Raw genomic sequence first — 20919 nt, 5'->3', positions numbered from 1 at the left:
CTGATGCTTTTTTATTGTAACTGCATCACAAAAGAGACAAATGCTTCGCCTCGCATTTCATAATTTTTAAATTGGTCATAACTTGCACAAGCAGGTGACAAAAGAACCGTCACCTCTTTTGCCTGAAAACCCATTGCGTCAACAGCTGCTTCACGCACCGCATTTTTCAAAGTTAAGCTCATAGAAAAGGGAAAAGCAGATCCAATAGTGCGAGCAAATTCTTCCGCCGCGCTCCCAATCAAATAGGCTTTACGAATTTTAGGAAAAAATTCTCTAAGAGACTCTATTCCTCCCTTTTTTGCCTGTCCCCCAACAATCCAAAAAATATCATTAAAGGTGGAAAGCGCAGGAGCTGTTGCATCTGCATTAGTAGCCTTGCTGTCATTGATAAACAAAACCGCCCCCATTTTACGCACCTGCTGCATACGATGATCCAACCCTTTATAACTTGCCAAATGCTTGTTCACAGAAAGATCAGTTATTTTTAAAGCCTGCAATGTTGCTAATGCCATAAGGGCATTTTGCGCATTATGACTCCCACGTAACACCGCCATAGGAGCAAGATCTGCAAGCATATGGCGCTGTCCTTGACGAACAGAAAAGAGCTTGGTCCCATCTGCATAAAAACCATTTTCAACAAAATGATCCTTGGAAACTGCCTCAATTTGCTTCCCCTCATGAAGTAACTGTTGATATAAAACCCGACAAGCTGCATCATCAACTGAAATGAAAGCCTGAGAAGCCTGAGCAATCAGATGCCTTTTGGTTTGCACATAACAGGCAAAACTCCCATGTCGATCAATATGATCAGGTGTTAAATTCAATAAAAGTCCAATGGTCGGCTGAAGAGAGGGAGTAAGATCAATTTGAAATGATGAACACTCAATCACATAAATACGTTTTTTTACAAACGGTTTAAGGGTCAATATTGCCTTTCCGATATTTCCCCCCATCTGCACATCATAGCCCATTTTTTCCAACAAATGCGCAAGTAAAGACGTTGTGGTTGACTTCCCATTCGTCCCCGTAATCGCAATGAAAGGAACATCTTGGTCACAAAAACCATAAAGCTGTAAAAAATCATGGCGCGCACGAACAAATAATTCAATATCACCGATAATTTCTATATTTTTTTTTCGTGCTTTTTCAACAACCCAATGGGGTTGAGGATAATTTACAGGAACTCCAGGAGCTACAATCAATGCAACAAATTCTGACCAATCTTCATAACGGAGATCTCGTGTTGGAATATTGTGCCGAAAAGCCATTTGCACGCTTGAAGGACTATCATCCCACGCCACCACTTCTGCGCCACCGCACATCAATGCTTGTGCCGCCGCCAATCCCGACGTCCCTAATCCAAAGAGAGCAACTTTTTGACCTTTATAACACGCAACAGAAATCAAAATCTCACCGCAATTTAAGTGTTGAAAGACCTATGAGAGCGAGAACAATCGAAATAATCCAAAAGCGTATCACCACTTGGCTTTCAGTCCAGCCTTTTTTCTCAAAATGATGATGTATCGGTGCCATAAGAAACACGCGTTTTCTTGTTAATTTGAAATAACCAACCTGAATAACGACCGAAAAAGCTTCCACAACAAAAAGCCCACCAATAAGAACCAAAACAATTTCGTGTTTCGTAGCAACCGCAACAGTCCCTAAGAGTCCTCCAAGAGCCAATGAACCAGTATCTCCCATAAAAATAGCTGCAGGTGGTGCATTAAACCATAAAAAACCAAGCCCTGCCCCAACAACAGCTCCCAATAAAACAGCCAATTCACCTGTTCCCGATACATAATGGATTTGGAGATAATCAGCAAAATTCATATTACCAGAAAGATAAGCAATCAGAGCAAAAGATAAAGCTGCAACCATCACAGGAACAATAGCAAGGCCATCGAGTCCATCCGTTAAATTAACCGCATTACCCGTCGCAACAATGACGAAAGCAGAAAAAGGAATAAAAAACCAGCCCAAATTGATAAGATAATCTTTTAAAAAAGGCAAAGCTAATCCAGATGAGCCAATTTTCAAGATGGCAAAAGCCGCAATTGCCGCAACAAAAAACTCCAAGCTTAATCGTGCTTTCCCAGAAAATCCTTTGTCTGTTTGTTTTGTGACCTTAAGATAATCGTCATAAAATCCAATTCCCCCAAAAGAAAGCATAACCAATAGCGATACCCAAAAGTAAATATTCGATAAATTACCCCATAAAAATGCCGATACCACAATGCCGATTAAAATCATCAATCCACCCATTGTAGGTGTTCCAGCCTTTTTAAAATGTGTTTGAGGACCATCAGCACGAATCGGTTGCCCCTTACCCTGCCGCAATTTAAGAGAAGCAATGATGCTAGGTCCAAACAAAAAGACGATAAGCCCCGAAGTAAGCATAGCCGCTATCGTGCGAAAAGTAATATAACGAAATACATTCACACCTGGAAGCCAATCACTAAACGAAGAAAAAAATAGCATCATGGAACAAAAAAACCTCTTAAAACTATGAAGAAACCGCTTTATAGCGATCAAGCAATGCAGTCACAATATTTGATGAACAAAGGCTATTGGATGATTTAACCATAAGCAGATCCCCAGAAGAAATTTCTGCTAAAAGAAGCGATAAAATTTTCTCAATATTTTCAGCATAATGAACCTTAACACCAGCAGACAAATCACTGACTAAAGATTTCATCGCCTCACCAAATAGAAAAACCGGATTAGCACCAGAAAGACGTATTGGTTTTATTAAATCACGATGAAGCTTTTCACTATACTCCCCTAACTCTAGCATATCTCCTAAAATAGCAATTCGCCGCCCCCCTTTCCCTACAGGTCCTGTAGCAAGAAGCTCAAGTGCAGCACGCATAGAAGCAGGATTTGCATTATAGCTTTCATCAATGAGATAAAATTCACCCCCATTTGATAAAGACAGTCGATAACGAACACCTCGCCCCTTTTGAGAAGAAAAATGGCGAAAAGAAAGAAAAACAGGCTCTAGCTCAACCCCCATAGCATCACAAGCAGCAATAACCCCTAAACTATTTTGCACAATATGGCGCCCAGGAGTACCAATTTGGACCTCCCTATCCCGCCCCCCCATACGCACAATCATAGAAGAACTATCGGTTAGAAGACGTATATCATGCGCTTGATAATCAGCATCTTTAGTCTCACCAAAGCTTAAGATCTTTTTTACACCGCATTTCTTTGCTTTTTGAACGAGATAAGAAAAAAAATCACTATCCGCATTTAAAATGGCAATGCCTTCCTCATCCAATCCTTCAAAAATTTCAGCTTTTGCCTTTGCTATTTCTTCAAGATCCTTGAAAAAACCCATATGTCCTGCACAAATATGCGTAATGAGAGCAACATGCGGACAAACCAGTTTGACCAGAGGGCGAATTTCATCTCTGTGATTCATGCCAATTTCAAAGATACCATAATCACTCTCCACAGGCATCCGCGCTAAAGTGAGTGGAACCCCCCAGCAATTGTTTAAAGAAGCGAGATTCGCATGAACATTCCCAGCCGTTGCAAGTGCTTGTTTCAAAGCTTCTTTTGTCGTTGTTTTTCCCACCGATCCTGTTATCGCGATAATCTTAGCTCTTGAACGTTTGCGTGCAGCTTGTGCAAGTTGTTCTAAGGCTTTCAAAACATCAGGAACGACAATGAGTGGAGCCGATATCTTTTTCATATCCCTCAAACGGTGTTCCGCAACGATAAGAACGCCTGCACCTCGTTCATAAGCTTGCGCAGCAAAATCATGACCATCAAGATGATGCCCTTTAATGCAGAAAAAAACATCCCCTTCCGCAAGAGTACGGCTATCAATGGAAACCCCAGAAAAAGTTTCTGGCAGGCTTCCCATTACAACACCATTAACTGCAGCAACAAGTGCTTGCTTATCCCATAAAGCTGTCATTTCTTTCGGTCCTCTAAAGCTTCTATCGCTTTCAGACGATCTGAAAAAGGATAAGTTGTCTGCCCTATAATTTGGCCATCCTCATGACCTTTTCCAGCAATGATTAATGTATCACCAACTTTCAAAAGCTCCACCGCGTAAGAAATAGCCTCTCCACGATCTGCTATCTCTATTGCTGTTGGCACCGCCTGTAAAATATCCTTGCGTATTTTTTCTGGCATTTCTGTGCGAGGATTATCATCCGTTACAATAACAATGTCCGCTTTATCCGCCGCAATTTTTCCCATCAAAGGTCTTTTCCCTTGATCACGATCTCCTCCACAACCAAAAACAACGATCAAGCGCCCTTGCGTAAAGGGACGAACAGAAAGCAAAACCTGCTCCAAAGCTTCTGGTTTATGGGCATAATCAATGTAAACAAGCGCATTATTTTCTGTCTTTCCCACAAACTCTAACCGCCCAGGTGCCCCCTGCAAAGTTTCAAGCGCAGAAAAAACCTTACGAGGTGAAACGCCCGTTGCAATTGCTAACCCCGCTGCCATAAGCGCATTGGCGACCTGAAAATCTCCAGCTAAAGGCAAATCAAATGTATAAATATTGTTTTCCACACGACACTCAATACACTGTTTTGAGCGTTGATGTTCGACACGATTAATCGTGATAAATTGCCCCTTACGACCAATTGTCAAGACACGGCGGCGCGCTTGTGTAACAACATCAATAACCTTTTGTGAATAAACATCATCAGCAAAAATCAAAGCAGGAGCAGATACAGGCAAAAGTGTATCAAACAACCTCATTTTAGCCCGCAAATAATCCTCTACCCCCGTGTGATAATCCATGTGATCTCGCCCTAAATTGGTAAAGGCACCAGCCGTTAAACGGACTCCATCAAGTCGTCCTTGGTCAAGCCCATGCGAAGAAGCTTCAAGAGCTGCATGAGTCACACCTTCATGAGAAATTTCATAAAGAAGACGGTGCAAGACGACCGGATCAGGTGTTGTGAGAGAACCATAAACATTCCGTTTAGGAGAAACAACACCAACCGTTCCTATACTCGCAGCACAAAATCCAGCATAAGTCCAAATTTGCCGAAGAAAAGAGACAACAGATGTTTTACCACTTGTACCAGTCACAGCAACAACCGTTTCAGGCTGAGAACCGTAAAAACGTGCAGCTGCCAACGCTAAACTATGACGAACATTAGAAACACGTAAAATGGGAACAGATAAATCCTCAAGAACAGCATGATAATCTGTAACGATTGCTCGTGCGCCACGCTTTATCGCATCATCTATATAGTGCCTTCCATCACTTTTTTTTCCTTGAACAGCGACAAAAACATAGCCTGGCAAAACTTGCCGAGAATCCACACTTATTCCTGTTATTTCTATTGAAGAAAGACTTTCATCTTCAACACATTCTGTAAAAACTGTTCCCAACAACATAATAACGCACCTTTATATTCATTTTACCGTTGTTTAACGAAACTTGAATTGCTCTTTTTACTTAAAAGAGGCTCATATTCTTTTTTAAAATCGGGTTTTACACCAAGAAAACTAGCTGTGCGACGAACAATATTAGCAAGCATTGGTCCAGCATTCATTCCCGCTGTTGCTGAACGCTGTCCCTCCTCTGGCTTTGGTTCATCGATAATTGTTAAAACAACATAAGCAGGATCTTCAATAGGAAAAGCAGCAAGAAAACTATTGAAATTTTTTGTTTTAGAATATTTTCCATTTTCAACTTTTTCAGCTGTTCCTGTCTTACCACCTACACGATAGCCTTCTACTTTTGCATTACGTCCAGAACCAATATCACTATTTAATTGATAAAGGTAACGCATATTTTGACTTGTTTTAGCCTGCAAAACCCGTTTTGCATGGTGCAGAGTTTGTTCTTTTGTCCGTTTTAAAAATGTCGGAGCAATTAACCAACCACCATTCATTAAAGCAGCAGCCCCGACAGCTGTTTGCAAGGGTGTTGTTGCCATACCATGCCCAAAAGAAATCGTCATAGAATGTATATCCTTCCAATGATGTGGCACAATAGGGTGGGCAACTTCAGGCAACTCTGTTGTGAGACGATCCAGTAATCCAAGTTTTTGTAAAAAACCACGATGTTTATCAATCCCTATCGCCAATGCCTCTTTAGCAGAACCAATATTAGAAGAATAAATAAAAACCTCCCATAACGTTAAGGGTCGATTTTTTCCATGAAAATCATGAATAGTATACCCACTACTTGCTTTTATTGGCTTTGAAGCATCAATAATACTGTTTAAATGAAAAATATTGGAATCAAGTGCCATGGCGGTCGTAAAACTTTTAATAATTGATCCCATTTCAAAAGCTCCTGCCGTCATCCGATTGAGACGATCACTTTTTAAAGCTTCGATAGGATTTCCAGGATCAAAATCTGGTAGTGATGCCAAAGCCAAAACTTCCCCCGTATGTATATTTAAAATAACAGCTCCTGCAGCAATTGCCTTATAACGCTTCATAGCCTGAATAAGTTCATCATGAACAATTGCCTGAACACGCACATCAATCGAAAGCTGAACTTGTTTTAACGATTCTTCCATGGCAAGACCAGCGGCACGCAAAGCACTCAACCCCGCATCATCAATATATTTTTCCATACCTGCAATGCCCTGATTATCAACATTCACCATACCGAGAATATGGGAAGTTACAGGTCCATCAGGATAAAAACGACGAATTTCAGTCCGAAAACCAATTCCTGGTATACCAAGAGCCATAATTTGCGTCTTCTGCATTGGTGTTAACCCCCGCTGTATCCAAGAAAAACTAGATTTTCTTTTTAAGCGCTTATAGGTTTCCTGCCAATTAAGATCAGGCAAAACTGTTGAGAGCAATTCAATTGTTTCATCCACATCAATAATACGTCGTGGCTCAGCAAAAAGTGAATAAGTTTTAATATCTGTTGCCAATAAACGACCATTACGATCAACGATATCAGGCCGTGCCATCAATTGAAGAACTCCAGGCCCTTTTGCTTCTTCAATCTGTCCACCTTCCAACCCATAAGAAATAAGGCAAGCCCCCATGATGCCATATAAAATTAAAAAGCAGAACAACGAAAAAAGCAAACGTGGACGACTAGAATAGGGACGACGAACAGAAACATTATAATTATTCAACGAATTCTTTAAGCGCTTTTTCTTCTGTGAGAATAAAAAAGTCGATTTCATTACTGCGCGCCTTTTTGGACAACACTATTGATCTGAGAAGCCCGATTATTTGTCAAAATATCTTGATTATCTTCCAAGATATTTTGTTTAATCACTTCTTCAATTTGATCATGTACCCGTACCGGAATGTCTTTAAACTCCACGATTTGACGCGGCTGTATAACCTCTAACCCAAGTTCTTTCTGATAACGTTTCGCAAGTTTTTGCATGCGTGAAGGCCTTATCATCACAGCCCACTCAGCATGAAGCAAACTTACCGTATTTTTTGCTGCAGCAATTTCATGCTCAAGATGAAGAACTTCGTTCATTCGCTTTTGAACATCATATTTTACCTTATAAGTAAGTCCTGCCATACAAATCATAATCAACACTAAAATCATATCAAATGTACGAAAAACTGTCATTTTTTGCTGCCTTCAAAACTGGCAATCTCTGCTAAACCAAATAATTTCATATCTGCTGCAAGAGCCTCTGCTTCAGTCCGTACACCAATACGCAACCTCGCAGAACGTGAACGAGGATTTTTCTGTAACTCCTCTTTAGTTGCCGTGATCCCACCTCGAAACAAAGGAAAAAATGTTGCTGGAGCAGCCTTCATTTCAGGCAGATAGCGTGATCTCATACACTCTCCAGAACGAGCCGAAAAAAATCTTTTGACCATACGATCTTCAAGAGAATGAAAACTGACAACCCCCAAACGACCTCCAGCTTTTAAAACGCGTTCAGCAGCAAATAAACCACATGCCAATTCACCAATTTCATCATTAACATAGATACGAAGAGCCTGAAATACACGTGTTGCCGGATGAATACGATCTCCCAGCTTACGTCCTATCAACGTTTCGATAGCATACGCCAAATCACCTGTACGCAAAAAAGGCTGCACAACACGACGCTTTTCAATCATACGTGCAATTCGCCCCGCATAACGCTCTTCCCCTAATATCTTAAAAATACGTGCCAAATCCCTTGCTTTTAAATGATTGACAACATCGCTGGCTGTAAAACCAGTCTGAGCCATTCGCATATCCAATGGACCATCTTTTTGAAAAGAAAAACCTCTTTCTGCTTCATCAAGCTGCATTGAAGAAACACCAATATCCAAAATAACTGCATCCACCTTCTCTTCAACGACACGATCGAGCTGTGAAAACGCCATATGGACCAAACGAAGGCGTGGAAAAAATTCTTCAACAAGCGATTGTCCTGCACTGATAGCATGAGGATCACGATCAAGAGCAATCACCTGTGCCCCTGCCTTTAACAAAGCGCGCGTATAACCACCAGCACCAAAGGTGCCATCAATCACTTTTGCTCCAACCAATGGCATAAGCCCAGCCAAAACTGGCTGTAACAACACTGGAATATGGCGTTCAGCTCTTTGATCCTGCTTTATCAAAATAATCCGTCTTGAAGTTATGCTGTCTTAAATCAACAGCTCTCTCATGGCAACTGATCTTAGAATAACCTAGCCTTCAACTTTCACATTAATCACAATGAACGAAAAAACTAAAGTTATCCCAAAACAGATCCTAACGCATTATACTTAAAGAAATGTTATAATTTTTTAAAACACTCTTTGCTCAAGTGTCCATTTCAAACACATAGACTCCATAAAAGACCATATATAATTGATCTTATAAAATATCGCGTATCATCATGAAATATCAGTCGGCCTATAAGCCGGGTTCTGTAGAGTAAAGCTTACACTTTACATGGCAACCATTCATCTGGGACGGATGTTACCATCCGCCTCGTGCAACCTACCCGAATGACTCGCCCGGAAATCGGCTGCAAATTAAATTTTGCACGTCATTTCTATTTGGTCTTGCTCCCGGTGGGGTTTACCTTGCCACATTCATTACTGAATGCGCGGTGGGCTCTTACTCCACCCTTTCACCCTTACCTATAAAAATAGGCGGTTTACTTTCTGTGGCACTTTCCCTAGGGTCACCCCTGCCGGGTGTTACCCGGCACCGTCTTTCCATGGAGCCCGGACTTTCCTCACCTGCCGTATTTCAGTATCAGACAAGCGCGGCTGCCCAGCCGACTGACATACTGATTTATAAAACATTTTCTGCTCCGTGAAAATAGCATCTTAAAATATTTTATGACAAACCTCTCTCAACAGATGTTTTTATTTTAATGAAGCCAGATAAGTCTTTACTTTTGCGCAATATTTCGCTGAAATAGAATTCATTTTTTTTGCAGCATGACCTGCGTTATATTTAAGGATTGTACCACACGTACTTCCACCACTGAGTTTATAGGCCCTTGCCAAATAACGCATACCATATTCAAGATTGGTCGCAGGATCGTACAAATCCTGTACAGAACCACTAAAGCCCAACCCTCGTGCCGTAGAGGGTTTAATTTGCATCAAACCTATTTCGCCAGCAGCCCCCTTTATACCTGCCTTATAATTACTTTCAACTTTTACAACAGCATGTGCTAAATTAACGGGAACATTATATTTATTCGCAAGTTTCTGAATAAGAAACTCATAAGGACGAGCAGAAATCTTAGAAGCAACAATCACTGAGGTTTCTCCTGATTCCGCAACATTTAAGACACTATGAGTCCAACTTATATCAAATACAAAAAATACAGCACATGCTGTATTTAACAAGATTTTCAAAAATTGCATTTTCTTTCTCTTCACTCAAACATTCTCAAATTCTAGCCGCAAGTAATTTGCAAATGTATTATACAAAAAAGAAAGCAAAAGAACGTCTTTAAAAAGGAAATAGTAAGACAATTTCAAGCTAAAATTATGAAATAAAAGAATATATCTTTATGCACAAGTCTCAGATTTCTCTATATCATAAAATAAAAAAATAAAAAGACTATAATTAATCTTATAGCGTATCAAATAAAATGATATAATCTATAACTTGCGGCTATCTCTGTTGTATCAATCAATTTTTATATTAAAAAAATAGCATCTGAACTAGATGTAATATTTTTTACATAAGATTATTAATTTTTTTATTGAGATCAATCCCTCAAAGAAAGAGAGACAAGAGCATCTTTTTACCGAAGATGCTCGATATCAAAAAAGGTTCACAAAAAATATAAACCGTTATCAACGCTTCTCTCTGATTAATAAACACCCACTGCACTCTTTATGTCCGATAAAACCTCAAAAAATCACAAAACAAATCCCCCCATCATTGCGCATAAAAAATTCATAAATATACTAAAACCATCATACTCTTTACCAATTCAAAATATTGCAACAGACTTTTAGCTCTCAAGATGTCTCAAAGAAGCTTTTTAATTCCTTTTTAAAAGAGTTTTTATCCACACAAGCCTCTACTTGTGGTATACAAGAAACTGATTTTAATTTTTTCACCATGGATAAATTTAAATTGAGAGGATTTTACAATTCTTAAGATTCTCATTCAATATAAAATGATAAATTATCATTATAAAACAATATACTAAAAAAGTTATATCCGTTTTTATCCCTACAACAAAGCTTAACAATTACTTGTGTCTATTTTTTTGAAAAATGTTAGAAAACTCAATACCCCCAAAGCCTTTTTAAATAAAAATAGACCTCTCATCTTCATTCAAATATTTTTTCTTTGTCACAGACTATCATCTTATCAGTCTTGCACCTCATTTTCAGAAATCATACAAGTGGATAAATATCCTAAAATCCGTAGAACAAAAAAGCTTAAATCCTTTTAAAAATTTTATTTTCTCATATCAAATAAAAAAATAACCGGCATATAAAATGCAGTTAACGTGTTTTATTATAATCAATACTGCTTTTGTCATTGTAGCGATTGATAATGCAATTAACTTGGACCAATACCCTTGATAGACTTTCTATCACTCCTGTAATGATTGCAACATTACCCTTATACTCCAATTGCTTACCTTTTGAGAGATAAATTTTGTTAATACCTTACAAATTGATTATCTCCTCGCACTTTTCAAAATTTCACGAAAAGCTCTTTCTCCTTAAAATAAAACCCAAAAGCGCGATTAAAAAAATAGCTAAAAATAAGCATTAGCAACAGAAGGACGAGAAATCGCTTTCGAGAGAGCCATAGCAACAGTTTCACCAGATTTTTGAGCCTGCTCACGACTCTGACCACTTTTAGAAGCAAGCGCAATTACATCACGACGCAGCTGCGCAATAAACAACTCTTGCTGTTGAGGGGTCATTTTAGAAAGATGCTTGATAATATCTGGAAAAGATACGGATAATCTCTCTAATAATTCCTCCTCTGTTACATCAAGCTGCTGAGAAGAAAAAGAAGAGCGACCGGAAAAAAACTGATAAACAGCACTACTTTGAGAAGCAAAAAAGACAGCGCCAGAAATAAAAAATACAAATAAAATAAAAATAATACGATGTGAAAAAGATCCCATTATCTCTTACCTAAAGATCACAGAATACAAACATAGCTTCCTTTTATGATTCTCCTTATAACATGCAACAATGCCTCAATAAAGAAAAATCAAATTATTAAAAATGAATACGCTAACACTATCCGCCCAATAAGACTCGCCCCTCTATGTATTTAGGTACTATAGGCGAAACAATAACAGATCTTACACTCCCCCCCTAATAACACCTTACATTTCCTAAAATAATTACAAAAAGCCTGACTGAGGAAATCCTCAGTCAGGCCAGACAATCTAGGGGATCCACGCGGGGGGGGGGGAGGAGGTTCCCCGATTGTCCTCTTACATCAACCACTAAGATAGCCGATGCAATATTCTTGCTATGGAATAAAATTCTTTAAACAACAAGAAATTCTTATCATCTTCTACGCAAAAAAACATAAAAGAATTATAAATTGTTTAAAAATGTTTAAATTTAGGCAAAAAAAGTTCAAAATGACCCAATTTGAAGCAATTTTATTTCAAGAAGCATCAATTAGAATCTACGATCATTATAACTTTTAAATAGTTTCTTTCATAACTCTGATGATCATATAAAAAAACAGTAATTTCTACGTATCCACCCTATAAAAATCAAACTACGTAAAAGTAGAATCACTTTTCCAACAGCAATCACCACAAAAAGAAAAACGTAGATTTTTAAAATCTTACACAAATAACCGTAAAAAATGGAAAACATCTTCTTGCAAGAAAGCTATGAATTATTTAAATAAAACAATAAATTAGAGAAAATAAAATCTTATCTATCTTTATAAAAAATTTCTGTAAATGATCATTAAAATATTGTTACATCCCTCATGTAACAATCAATGAGGAACTTAAACAGCTTAATCTTATGAAAAAATGAGAGCTCTGAAGGTATTTGTTTCGAATCACGCCCCATCGTCATTCCAAATAACGATAAACCATTTTACAATAACCAACAGTCTCTAACGCATTTTAACATAATAAACCGAAATCAATGCAGACATTTTCTCTTAATCTCTATCATTTAAATGATCCCGTAAAATAATACACACAGTAGTTTCTATGCTCAAAAATTTTTATAATCTGTTCTTCTAACGTAAACAATTCATTGATTTACAATCATAACTCATCATTTTACAATTTACATGAGAGATCTCAAGAACGTAAGGTTCCCTTATTTTAAATCTTCGTCTATTGAATTAATGAATAGCCATACTATAGCACATCACAAACAAGAAGAAGCATATGGATAAAAAACATAAAACGATGATGCCGGCTTACAACTTTTACTTAAACTAAAGACGATGATGCCCTATCAATTTTACGCTATACCCACGGACTGCGTCATAAGATGAGCGGCAAACATAAAAAGAAAGAAAATACTTTTGGCAAAAACAATGGACTTATTTAATAACCTTCATAACTTCTCATGATAAAGAGATACGAAACTTTAGTGTAATATCACACTTTTCTTTCCTACTTTCAGCCACAGACTATCCCTAGATCATCGCCGATCTTATTTTTATGAATATAATGCATTGTCTTACCCTTTTACTTTTTCGTCTTTTTAGAGCATCTTTTTGCACCCCTCACTAAAAGTTCCAACGTACTCCTTATCTAAAAACCTGTTTTAAAGAGATATTTTAAGATCTATTGGGCACCACCATCTTTGACATTTATGAAGGTATGAGCCTTCACTATGATTATATTGTGCGGCATTATATCATATTGCAGCCGCTCTCACATTTAGAAGATGTATTTTCTTTTACAAACGGTATCATTAAGATAAATACCTTCTTTTGTAGCAGACAAACAGACTCTTTCGGATTCTGAAACAGGAAATTTGAAATGAAACAACATTCCTGTATTTAAACCTCTTATTGAGTCTAAAAAAATCAATGATCTTTTAAAATCAATATATTGGCTAATAACATAAATATGATATCAATAACACCTTAAATAATGATCCTCATAGGCTTAACTCTATAGAAGGTGCTTCATTATACAGCCTACACGCCGCTATAAAACACCAATACTCCCATATAAAAACATAATACAAATGTAAAAAACAATAGCTTATCAATGATTGAATAAAGTTTTATCTCTACGCTATTCCTTGAGAAAAATCAGAGTATAAAGCACGTTAACAAACGCGATTTATGCAAAATCTACTTGTTTATCTTTGATATCGTCAACCAATAAACGCGGATCACGAGCAAGCCAAAGCGTAGCAATCCCCTCCTCACTGTTTTCATTTTGTATAGGAGTAAGACAAACCGTTTGTTCTAGAACAAGTCCCGCATTTTTAAGCCATTGTTCTATTTGTAAAGCCGAAAATCCAAAACGCATATGCACTTGATCAGAATATGAAGACTCAATTTCATGATAACCAAAATCCACAATCAATAAACGGCCATGAGGACGCAAAACACTTGATATCTCATGAAGGAATATTTCAGGATTTTCAAGAAAATGTAAAACCCAATGAAGAATAACTAAATCAAAAGTTGTATCTCCAACAGACAAGTGAAAAACATTGCTATCAAGCACAACTTGAACCGCATGCGTATAAAGATTAGAAAACAATTTTAAGATAGAGTCTCCACCTCTTCCAATATTCAACATCGTCTGAAATGGTTTATCGCCAATGATTTCAAGTAACGAGTTTTCTACACCATGATCTGCCATATAGGATGACCGTAATACATCCCGTTGCAACGCATTTTGTAAGAAATGCTTCTTCCTCGTTTTTTGACGCTGCTTTTTAACATCCTTCAAACGTTCTAAATCATGCGCTAACAACACATCATCCTTTGGCAAAGCCGAAAGAATACCTATCACAATGTCTTTACCCCAAAAATCATGACAAAGCTTAAAATAAAGGCTATCCCCCTTCTGATAACGCTCAATCAATCGTGCTTCGTACAATAAACGTAAATATCGTGATATACACGCTTGCGACTGATCAAGAATAAAAATAAAATCAGGAATTGTTAAATCTTCATGATGTAAGAGCCTAAGAACACGTAAATGGCTTACTTCTGCGACCGCTTTCAGCAGCACAATCATTGCATCTAAACTTGCACTTTTTTTCATAATTATCCCCTAAACATTCCTATAAACATTTGTTTATAGGAAAAAAAGTCAAGCATACAACGCATATTCTCATCTATTTTGTTCTCTCTATTTTATCATACTATGAAAAAAATAGGCTAATGTAAAAAACGAACAGATCTTATCTCCCTGCTTCTCGTTATAATGAGAATACATTGATTTATAATAATAATTCATTTTTAACTTGAATAAAAAACCGGAATACCGTAGATTTTTCTCATTTCAAATCTATTCATGATAAATCAATCCAAATCATTCTCTTACAGCTCATAAACGGAGGGGACAGATGGATAAAAATACCTTTTATGCCCACCTAAAAACAAGAACTGCATACTATTGAGAAAAAATAACATGATAATGCCAGCTTGCATTTTTATTAAGTAAAGATGATAATGCTCAATGACCAAGGCATTTGTAGAAGTAATACTATACGCTCCATCCCCTCCTTTTCATTGCAGTTTTACAAAAAATAACCGGTTATATATCATGAGTAAAATAACCCTATTTAGGTCATAATTTCATAAAGTGTCTCTTACTCTTTTCAATGAATAAAAACTCCCACAGAGTACACACACACTTTATTTATGAAATAACAAACGCAATAAAATACACTATTATTCTAACAAAGTTGCGATAAGATAAAAAATTCTAGCGTGTAAGAGGTTTATAATTTGCATGCTTAGGATTAAGAGATTCCGCCCCAAGACGACGAACTTTATCAGCCTCATATTCAGCAAAATTACCTTCAAACCATTCTACATGACCATCACCTTCAAAGGCTAAAATATGTGTTGCCAATCGATCAAGAAACATACGATCATGCGATATGATAACTGCACAACCAGCGAAATTTTCCAATGCATCTTCCAATGCACCCAATGTTTCAGTATCAAGATCATTTGTCGGTTCATCAAGAAGAAGCACATTTCCCCCCTCTTTTAGAAGTTTCGCCAAATGTACGCGATTGCGCTGCCCTCCTGATAAATTTGCCACCTTCTGCTGCTGATCTGCCCCCTTGAAATTAAAAGCCCCGCAATAAGCGCGGCTATTCATCTCATATTTGCCTAATTTAATAATGTCATTTCCACCAGAAATTTCCTCCCAAACAGTTTTATCCCCCACCAAGGAATCGCGACTCTGATCCACATAACTCATGTGAACTGTTTCACCGATACGTATCTGACCTGAATCGGGCTTTTCCTGTCCCGTCAACATTTTAAACAAGGTCGACTTTCCCATACCATTGGCCCCAATAACGCCGACAATGCCACCAGCAGGAAGTTTAAAAGAAAGAGAATCAATCAATACACGTTCACCATAAGCTTTAGAGAGATTATCAACCTCAATAACAACTTGTCCTAACCTTTCTCCAATAGGAATAATGATTTGCGCCTCTCCAGGACGGCGCTCACGTGCTGCTTGAACCAACTCATCATAAGCCTTAATCCGAGCTTTTGACTTTGCTTGTCGCCCTTTTGGACTAGAAGCGATCCATTCTTGCTCACGTGATAAAGCACGTTGACGCGCTGCCTCTTCACGGCCTTCCTGAGCCAAACGCTTGGCTTTAGCCCCCAAATAAGCAGAATAGTTCCCCTCATAAGGAATACCTCTACCGCGATCTAATTCTAAAATCCAACCCGTTACATTGTCGAGAAAATAACGATCATGGGTTATCAAAAGCACAGCCCCAAGATATTCACGTAGATGCCTCTCAAGCCAAGCCGTCGTTTCAGCATCTAAATGGTTTGTCGGTTCATCCAAAAGTAATAAATCAGGTTTTGACAAAAGCAATTTACAAAGTGCAACACGCCGCTTCTCACCACCCGAAAGTTTTGTTACATCCCCATCGGCTGGCGGACAGCCAAGAGCAGCCATAGCCATTTCCACTTGACTTTCTAAATCCCAAAGATTCTGACTGTCAATAATGTCCTGAAGCTGTGCGCTTTCATCAGCCGTTTCCTCGCTATAATTCATCATCAATTCGTTATAACGCTCAAGAATTTCCTGTTTATCTGCAACACCTTCCATCACATTACCACGCACATCTTTGCTCGCATCAAGCAAAGGTTCTTGTGGTAGATAACCACAGCGTGCTCCTTCAGAAATCCATGCTTCTCCCGTATATTCCTTATCTAGCCCAGCCATAATACGTAAAATAGTTGACTTCCCTGCACCATTCGGCCCTAAAATACCGATCTTCGCATCTGGATAAAAAGACAAATGAATATTTTCTAGAACTTTTTTATTGCCGTAAGACTTGTTAAGCCCAGCCATATGATAGATAAATTGACGTGCCATAAATTTCTCTTTATATTATGCGATATTAAAGATTAGGATTTTGAAAAAACTGCTTTTGCTTTTTGAAACTGTACAGTAAATAGCACTTACGTCGTATCAAAAGCTTTCGCTTTATATTGGTACATTTTTTCTAATCTCACAAGCCCCAGTATGGTCCTGAATGCAAAAAAACATCCCCCTAAAGAGCAAAAAGCAAATCTTTTTAGCTGTACCTGAAACCTGTTATCAAACATTGCCTCTCTTTTCCATACCAGATATAACATTATATTTTTATCGTATTAAACCAACCTATCAATGTAATATGGTACCACAAAGAAAAGCAATTCTCTATGCGCCTTCTTTTCTCGCTTTATGGGCTTTATATTACGCAGTAAAAAATCCTTCTCTTTTTTCATCGATTTTTTGCTACGGAAAGCAATGGACTTCACCCCTTGCCTTGATATGGCTTAAATTACGTTTACAAAACGACCGCCGCCTTATGGGATCTGACGTCCCAAGCCCAATGATCATGAAAGCTTTGCATCAACACGTAGCAACAAATGAATACAGTGCCCTTCCCATTGGTACGTGGTTACAATTCGTAAAAAACTATAAAGCCAATTGTAAAAACTTATCCATCCCCCTCTTTTGGCTTGATAATTATAAAAATAATATCAATATCCAGCACATCATTTCAAAACTTCAAGACGACATATAGCTTTTTAAAAATACGATAAAAGCTCATCTCGTATAGGAATATATTTATGGAAAAAAAAGCCTTAATCGTCATTGATGTTCAAAATGACTTCTTACTAGGTGGAGCACTTGCCGTACCTCAAGGTGATGCTATTTTACCCGCCGTCAATAATCTCATAAATCATTTTGACCACGTTATCTTAACCCAAGACTGGCATCCCAAAAACCATTGCAGCTTTGCTTCCTGCTATCCTGAAAAAAAGCCCTATGATACAGTCATTCTTGACTATGGTCCTCAAATACTTTGGCCTGATCATTGCATACGAGGAACACAAGGAGCAGAATTCCATCCATCTCTTAGAGTAGAAAAGGCACAACTTATCCTTAGAAAAGGCTATAATCAAAAAATGGATAGCTATTCTGCTTTTCTTGAAAATGATCAAAAAACACCAACAGGTTTACAAGTTTATCTTAAAGAACATGGTTTTACTAAGCTCATTATGTGTGGCTTAGCAACTGATTTTTGTGTCGGATTTTCTGCTCTTCACGCTATGCAATGCGGTTTTAAAGTCAGTGTTTCATTAAATGCCTGTGCTGGTATTGATGTAAACGGATCACTAAACACTATGCTTAAAACAATGAACGAAGCCGGTATAGAACTTTTAATGGTCTCTTAAAAGATCCTTCTCTAATCTACCATTATAATAAACTGATTTATAAAGGATAAATCATTTTGCACATATTTAAGTAAGAGTCCAGAATATCGTAAATTCTCTCATTTCAAACCTGTTTCAAAACCATTCTCTTACACGTTACAAAGAGAATCCAATGTATGAATAGAAATCGTTCAAAAAAACATGCAAAAAGGCCTCTTATGAACCATTAATGCAAAAGTTTGTCATAGTATTGAAAGCTGGTAAAAAGTATAACATCAGCTTTCTATCTTATATTTAGGTCAAAAAGTATCCTAGAGATTGTACATTATTGGCTTCATGGGTAGTATCATGCAATGAACTCAACTTTAAAAAAACGCAAATAAGCAATAAAATAGTATTTTATTTTGCATAAAAGACCTCTTTCTATTCAAAGATATGCGATAAACAAAAGTGTGAAAAAGAAAGAAATCTCCATTACTTAGATACAACATGTTTATCTAATTGACGATGCTTAAAACGAATCGAAGAATATAATGCCATTCCAATAATACAGACTCCCACAAGTCCTGTTAAAACTTCAGGAACCGATATAATCGTTTGCAGATACATAATCACTGCAAGAACTAGAATTGCATAAAAAGCACCATGCTCTAAATAACGATAATGCAATAATGTTCCTGATTCAACCAACATAATTGTCATAGAACGAACGTAAAATGCTCCGATACCAAGACCTATCGCAATAATAAAAAGGTTGTGTGAAAAGGCAAAAGCACCAACCACGCCATCGAAAGAAAAACTAGCATCAAGAACTTCTAAATAAAGAAACGCCCCTACTCCCCCGTGAGCTACTGTTGTTAAAGTCTTTTGAGGAGTATCCAAGAGATGACCGACAACTTCAACACCGATAAAGGTCAAAAGTCCATAAAGTGCTGCCAATAAAAAAGTTATTTTATTTTCTGCATCAATCTGAGCTGAAACAAATAAGATCAAAATCAAAACAATTGCAATATCAATTCCAACAAGTGCCCCAAACTTTTGAGCAGGTCTCTCTATAACATTAAGCCAATGTACTTCTTTTTCAGAATCAAAAAAATATTTTAAGCCAACCATCATAAGGAAAGTTCCTCCAAAAGCAGCAATCCCCATATGCGCATCGGTTAAAACTTCAGCATATCGATGTGGTTCCCATATCGCTAATTTGACTGCCGCAATTGGATTAATCCCAACAGCAACGACAATCACCAATAATGGAAAAACAATTCTCATCCCAAATACAGCTATCAAAATGCCCCATATAAGAAAACGACGACGCCACAATGGACTCATTCTACTAAGAACACGCGCATTAATAATAGAATTATCAAAAGATAAAGAAATTTCCAAAATTCCTAAAACAAAGCAAATAAAAAAATATTTAAGAAAACCAGTAATACTTTCCGTTTCAAACCAACCAATAACCCCTCCTAAAAAGACACCAATAATCGTGAAAAAAAAAGCAAACCCAAAATAGCGTAATAGGGCCATGATCATTCCTCAAAGTTTATTTTCTACTTCATCTAAGCACACCCAGTACCAATCCAAAGTTTGCATCTCTTTAAAGTTGCATCTATTAATGCAGAGGTGTATAGAATATATATGGTAAAGTTACATGAAAATTCTCTCAAAAAAAGCAAGAGACAAATGTAGCAACAAGGAATTTTGTTTTGAAGTGAATATCAATTGTCAATACAATAAGTGCAAGATTGCTTTCTATCTACACAAATAAAAAAAATAACAAGAAATTAAAGCTATAATATTGACATTATATCATAGAATATTAATACATAGTGTGCTTTTATTATTTAATGATTTATACCATGATGATTTACCGAGGGAGATAATTCGTGGCACGTCCTGAAACTGAATCAAAAACCATATTTGGAAAACGTTTACGTTATGTACGTCTTGCTTTAGGCGATCCATCACGTGAAACCTTAGCTAAAAGTTTTAGCATGACAAAAAATTCCATTGCTTTTTATGAGCGTGGAGAGAGAGAACCCAATCTTAGTGTCTTACAAACATACCGCACGTTATATGGTGTCAATATTAATTGGCTTTTAACTGGACAAGGAAAAATGTTTGACACCGAATATACAAAAGGTGATTTTGACTGGAATTATTTTATTAAAAAAATCGAGGGACTGGAAGAAACACTTGCCGATAGTGATCGTAACGAAAAACTAAATCAAGAAAAAATCGACAGTTCTTATGAAAAATTGCAGCAATATTTGTCAAGACAAGGTTTATCAAATGGTTTTAACCCTAAAACTACAACCTCTCTTATCGATATGAAAGCTAAAATGGCCAATTCTTATACCCTTAGCTTATTCATTGATTTACTCATTCGAAGCGTATCCCAAAAAGAGGTTATAGCTAATCAATAAACGTCTATTTCAAAAGAAAAAGCAAGAAATGATTAAACACCAGTATGGAAAGAAGTATTTTTTTACTTTATCCGTGCTGGTGAAGTTTTATATAATTTATAAACTTTATTTCTGTAACGACAGAAAAATATTTGCGTTGTAAATGAAAGTATAGTGTCTTTAAATTAAAAACAATAATTTTATAGTATGAAATTCTCATTCACATCTTATTGACAATAAATT

Annotated in this window: 15 protein-coding genes and 1 other RNA gene; 3 read left to right on the top strand and 13 right to left on the bottom strand. The window is 37.2% G+C overall.

Going from position 1 to position 20919, the window contains the following annotated elements; all coding sequences use genetic code 11:
• Positions 1 to 11: 11 nt before the first annotated feature.
• The 12 genes from murD to ettA all read right to left on the bottom strand — a co-directional run bounded on the left by murD (position 12) and on the right by ettA (position 16940).
• Positions 12 to 1406 (bottom strand): UDP-N-acetylmuramoyl-L-alanine--D-glutamate ligase, encoded by a 1395-nt coding sequence (gene murD / locus ACFINR_RS04580; protein WP_375652718.1) that lies wholly within the window; start codon positions 1404 to 1406, stop codon positions 12 to 14.
• 4 nt (positions 1407 to 1410) lie between these two features.
• Entirely contained in the window at positions 1411 to 2481 is a 1071-nt protein-coding gene (gene mraY, locus ACFINR_RS04575) for a phospho-N-acetylmuramoyl-pentapeptide-transferase (protein WP_375611992.1), read from the bottom strand.
• A 22-nt stretch (positions 2482 to 2503) separates the two neighbouring features.
• Positions 2504 to 3925: a UDP-N-acetylmuramoyl-tripeptide--D-alanyl-D-alanine ligase gene (gene murF, locus ACFINR_RS04570; protein ID WP_375652713.1), complete on the bottom strand. Its 1422-nt coding sequence runs from the start codon at positions 3923 to 3925 to the stop codon at positions 2504 to 2506.
• A complete protein-coding gene (locus ACFINR_RS04565; RefSeq protein ID WP_375611990.1) occupies positions 3922 to 5373 on the bottom strand; it encodes a UDP-N-acetylmuramoyl-L-alanyl-D-glutamate--2,6-diaminopimelate ligase in 1452 nt (483 codons plus the stop codon). The genes murF and ACFINR_RS04565 overlap by 4 nt, the downstream gene beginning before the upstream one ends.
• A 23-nt stretch (positions 5374 to 5396) precedes the next feature.
• Positions 5397 to 7139, bottom strand: coding sequence for a peptidoglycan D,D-transpeptidase FtsI family protein (locus tag ACFINR_RS04560; RefSeq protein WP_375652709.1), 1743 nt, complete (start codon positions 7137 to 7139; stop codon positions 5397 to 5399).
• Positions 7139 to 7543, bottom strand: coding sequence for a hypothetical protein (locus ACFINR_RS04555; protein ID WP_375611988.1), 405 nt, complete (start codon positions 7541 to 7543; stop codon positions 7139 to 7141). The genes ACFINR_RS04560 and ACFINR_RS04555 overlap by 1 nt, the downstream gene beginning before the upstream one ends.
• Entirely contained in the window at positions 7540 to 8538 is a 999-nt protein-coding gene (gene rsmH, locus ACFINR_RS04550) for a 16S rRNA (cytosine(1402)-N(4))-methyltransferase RsmH (protein ID WP_375652706.1), read from the bottom strand. The genes ACFINR_RS04555 and rsmH overlap by 4 nt, the downstream gene beginning before the upstream one ends.
• A 264-nt stretch (positions 8539 to 8802) precedes the next feature.
• Positions 8803 to 9193: RNase P RNA component class A (gene rnpB, locus ACFINR_RS04545), an RNA gene on the bottom strand.
• Between the two features lie 83 nt (positions 9194 to 9276).
• Positions 9277 to 9786 (bottom strand): lytic transglycosylase domain-containing protein, encoded by a 510-nt coding sequence (locus ACFINR_RS04540; RefSeq protein WP_375613362.1) that lies wholly within the window; start codon positions 9784 to 9786, stop codon positions 9277 to 9279.
• A 1361-nt stretch (positions 9787 to 11147) separates the two neighbouring features.
• Positions 11148 to 11525, bottom strand: a complete 378-nt coding sequence (locus ACFINR_RS04535) for a hypothetical protein (protein WP_375613361.1) — start codon at positions 11523 to 11525, stop codon at positions 11148 to 11150.
• A 2160-nt stretch (positions 11526 to 13685) separates the two neighbouring features.
• Positions 13686 to 14624 carry an ArsR/SmtB family transcription factor gene (locus ACFINR_RS04530; protein ID WP_375613360.1) on the bottom strand — a complete coding sequence of 313 codons (939 nt, stop codon included), beginning with the start codon at positions 14622 to 14624 and terminating at the stop codon, positions 13686 to 13688.
• Between the two features lie 666 nt (positions 14625 to 15290).
• Positions 15291 to 16940, bottom strand: coding sequence for an energy-dependent translational throttle protein EttA (gene ettA, locus ACFINR_RS04525; protein WP_375652702.1), 1650 nt, complete (start codon positions 16938 to 16940; stop codon positions 15291 to 15293).
• 160 nt (positions 16941 to 17100) lie between these two features.
• Here ettA and ACFINR_RS04520 point away from each other — a divergent pair, with 160 nt between their 5' ends.
• Together ACFINR_RS04520 and pncA are read left to right on the top strand one after the other, a co-directional pair.
• Complete coding sequence (locus ACFINR_RS04520) at positions 17101 to 17637, top strand: hypothetical protein (protein WP_375613358.1); 537 nt, start codon at positions 17101 to 17103, stop codon at positions 17635 to 17637.
• Between the two features lie 46 nt (positions 17638 to 17683).
• The gene (pncA, locus tag ACFINR_RS04515; RefSeq protein ID WP_273790795.1) at positions 17684 to 18292 is read left to right on the top strand and encodes a bifunctional nicotinamidase/pyrazinamidase; all 609 of its coding nucleotides are present in this window, start codon (positions 17684 to 17686) and stop codon (positions 18290 to 18292) included.
• Between the two features lie 453 nt (positions 18293 to 18745).
• On the opposite strand, the gene ACFINR_RS04510 is transcribed toward pncA, so the two are convergent.
• Positions 18746 to 19798, bottom strand: a complete 1053-nt coding sequence (locus ACFINR_RS04510; protein WP_375652698.1) for a DUF475 domain-containing protein — start codon at positions 19796 to 19798, stop codon at positions 18746 to 18748.
• Between the two features lie 359 nt (positions 19799 to 20157).
• Here ACFINR_RS04510 and ACFINR_RS04505 point away from each other — a divergent pair, with 359 nt between their 5' ends.
• Positions 20158 to 20697 (top strand): helix-turn-helix domain-containing protein, encoded by a 540-nt coding sequence (locus tag ACFINR_RS04505; RefSeq protein WP_375611979.1) that lies wholly within the window; start codon positions 20158 to 20160, stop codon positions 20695 to 20697.
• Positions 20698 to 20919 lie beyond the last annotated feature (222 nt).

The organism is Bartonella sp. AP19HLJMH, assembly GCF_042196245.1.
Lineage (GTDB): Bacteria > Pseudomonadota > Alphaproteobacteria > Rhizobiales > Rhizobiaceae > Bartonella.
This window is presented reverse-complemented; position numbering and strand designations above follow the sequence as displayed.

What these genes read in the sequence shown, in the direction of transcription:
- mraY (WP_375611992.1), bottom strand. Translation starts at nt 2,481, where the DNA reads ATGATGCTATTTTTTTCTTCGTTTAGTGATTGGCTTCCAGGTGTGAAT.
- murF (WP_375652713.1), bottom strand. Translation starts at nt 3,925, where the DNA reads ATGACAGCTTTATGGGATAAGCAAGCACTTGTTGCTGCAGTTAATGGT.
- ACFINR_RS04565 (WP_375611990.1), bottom strand. Translation starts at nt 5,373, where the DNA reads ATGTTGTTGGGAACAGTTTTTACAGAATGTGTTGAAGATGAAAGTCTT.
- ACFINR_RS04560 (WP_375652709.1), bottom strand. Translation starts at nt 7,139, where the DNA reads ATGAAATCGACTTTTTTATTCTCACAGAAGAAAAAGCGCTTAAAGAAT.
- ACFINR_RS04555 (WP_375611988.1), bottom strand. Translation starts at nt 7,543, where the DNA reads ATGACAGTTTTTCGTACATTTGATATGATTTTAGTGTTGATTATGATT.
- ACFINR_RS04540 (WP_375613362.1), bottom strand. Translation starts at nt 9,786, where the DNA reads ATGCAATTTTTGAAAATCTTGTTAAATACAGCATGTGCTGTATTTTTT.
- ACFINR_RS04535 (WP_375613361.1), bottom strand. Translation starts at nt 11,525, where the DNA reads ATGGGATCTTTTTCACATCGTATTATTTTTATTTTATTTGTATTTTTT.
- ACFINR_RS04530 (WP_375613360.1), bottom strand. Translation starts at nt 14,624, where the DNA reads ATGAAAAAAAGTGCAAGTTTAGATGCAATGATTGTGCTGCTGAAAGCG.
- ettA (WP_375652702.1), bottom strand. Translation starts at nt 16,940, where the DNA reads ATGGCACGTCAATTTATCTATCATATGGCTGGGCTTAACAAGTCTTAC.
- ACFINR_RS04520 (WP_375613358.1), top strand. Translation starts at nt 17,101, where the DNA reads ATGCAAAAAAACATCCCCCTAAAGAGCAAAAAGCAAATCTTTTTAGCT.
- pncA (WP_273790795.1), top strand. Translation starts at nt 17,684, where the DNA reads ATGGAAAAAAAAGCCTTAATCGTCATTGATGTTCAAAATGACTTCTTA.
- ACFINR_RS04510 (WP_375652698.1), bottom strand. Translation starts at nt 19,798, where the DNA reads ATGGCCCTATTACGCTATTTTGGGTTTGCTTTTTTTTTCACGATTATT.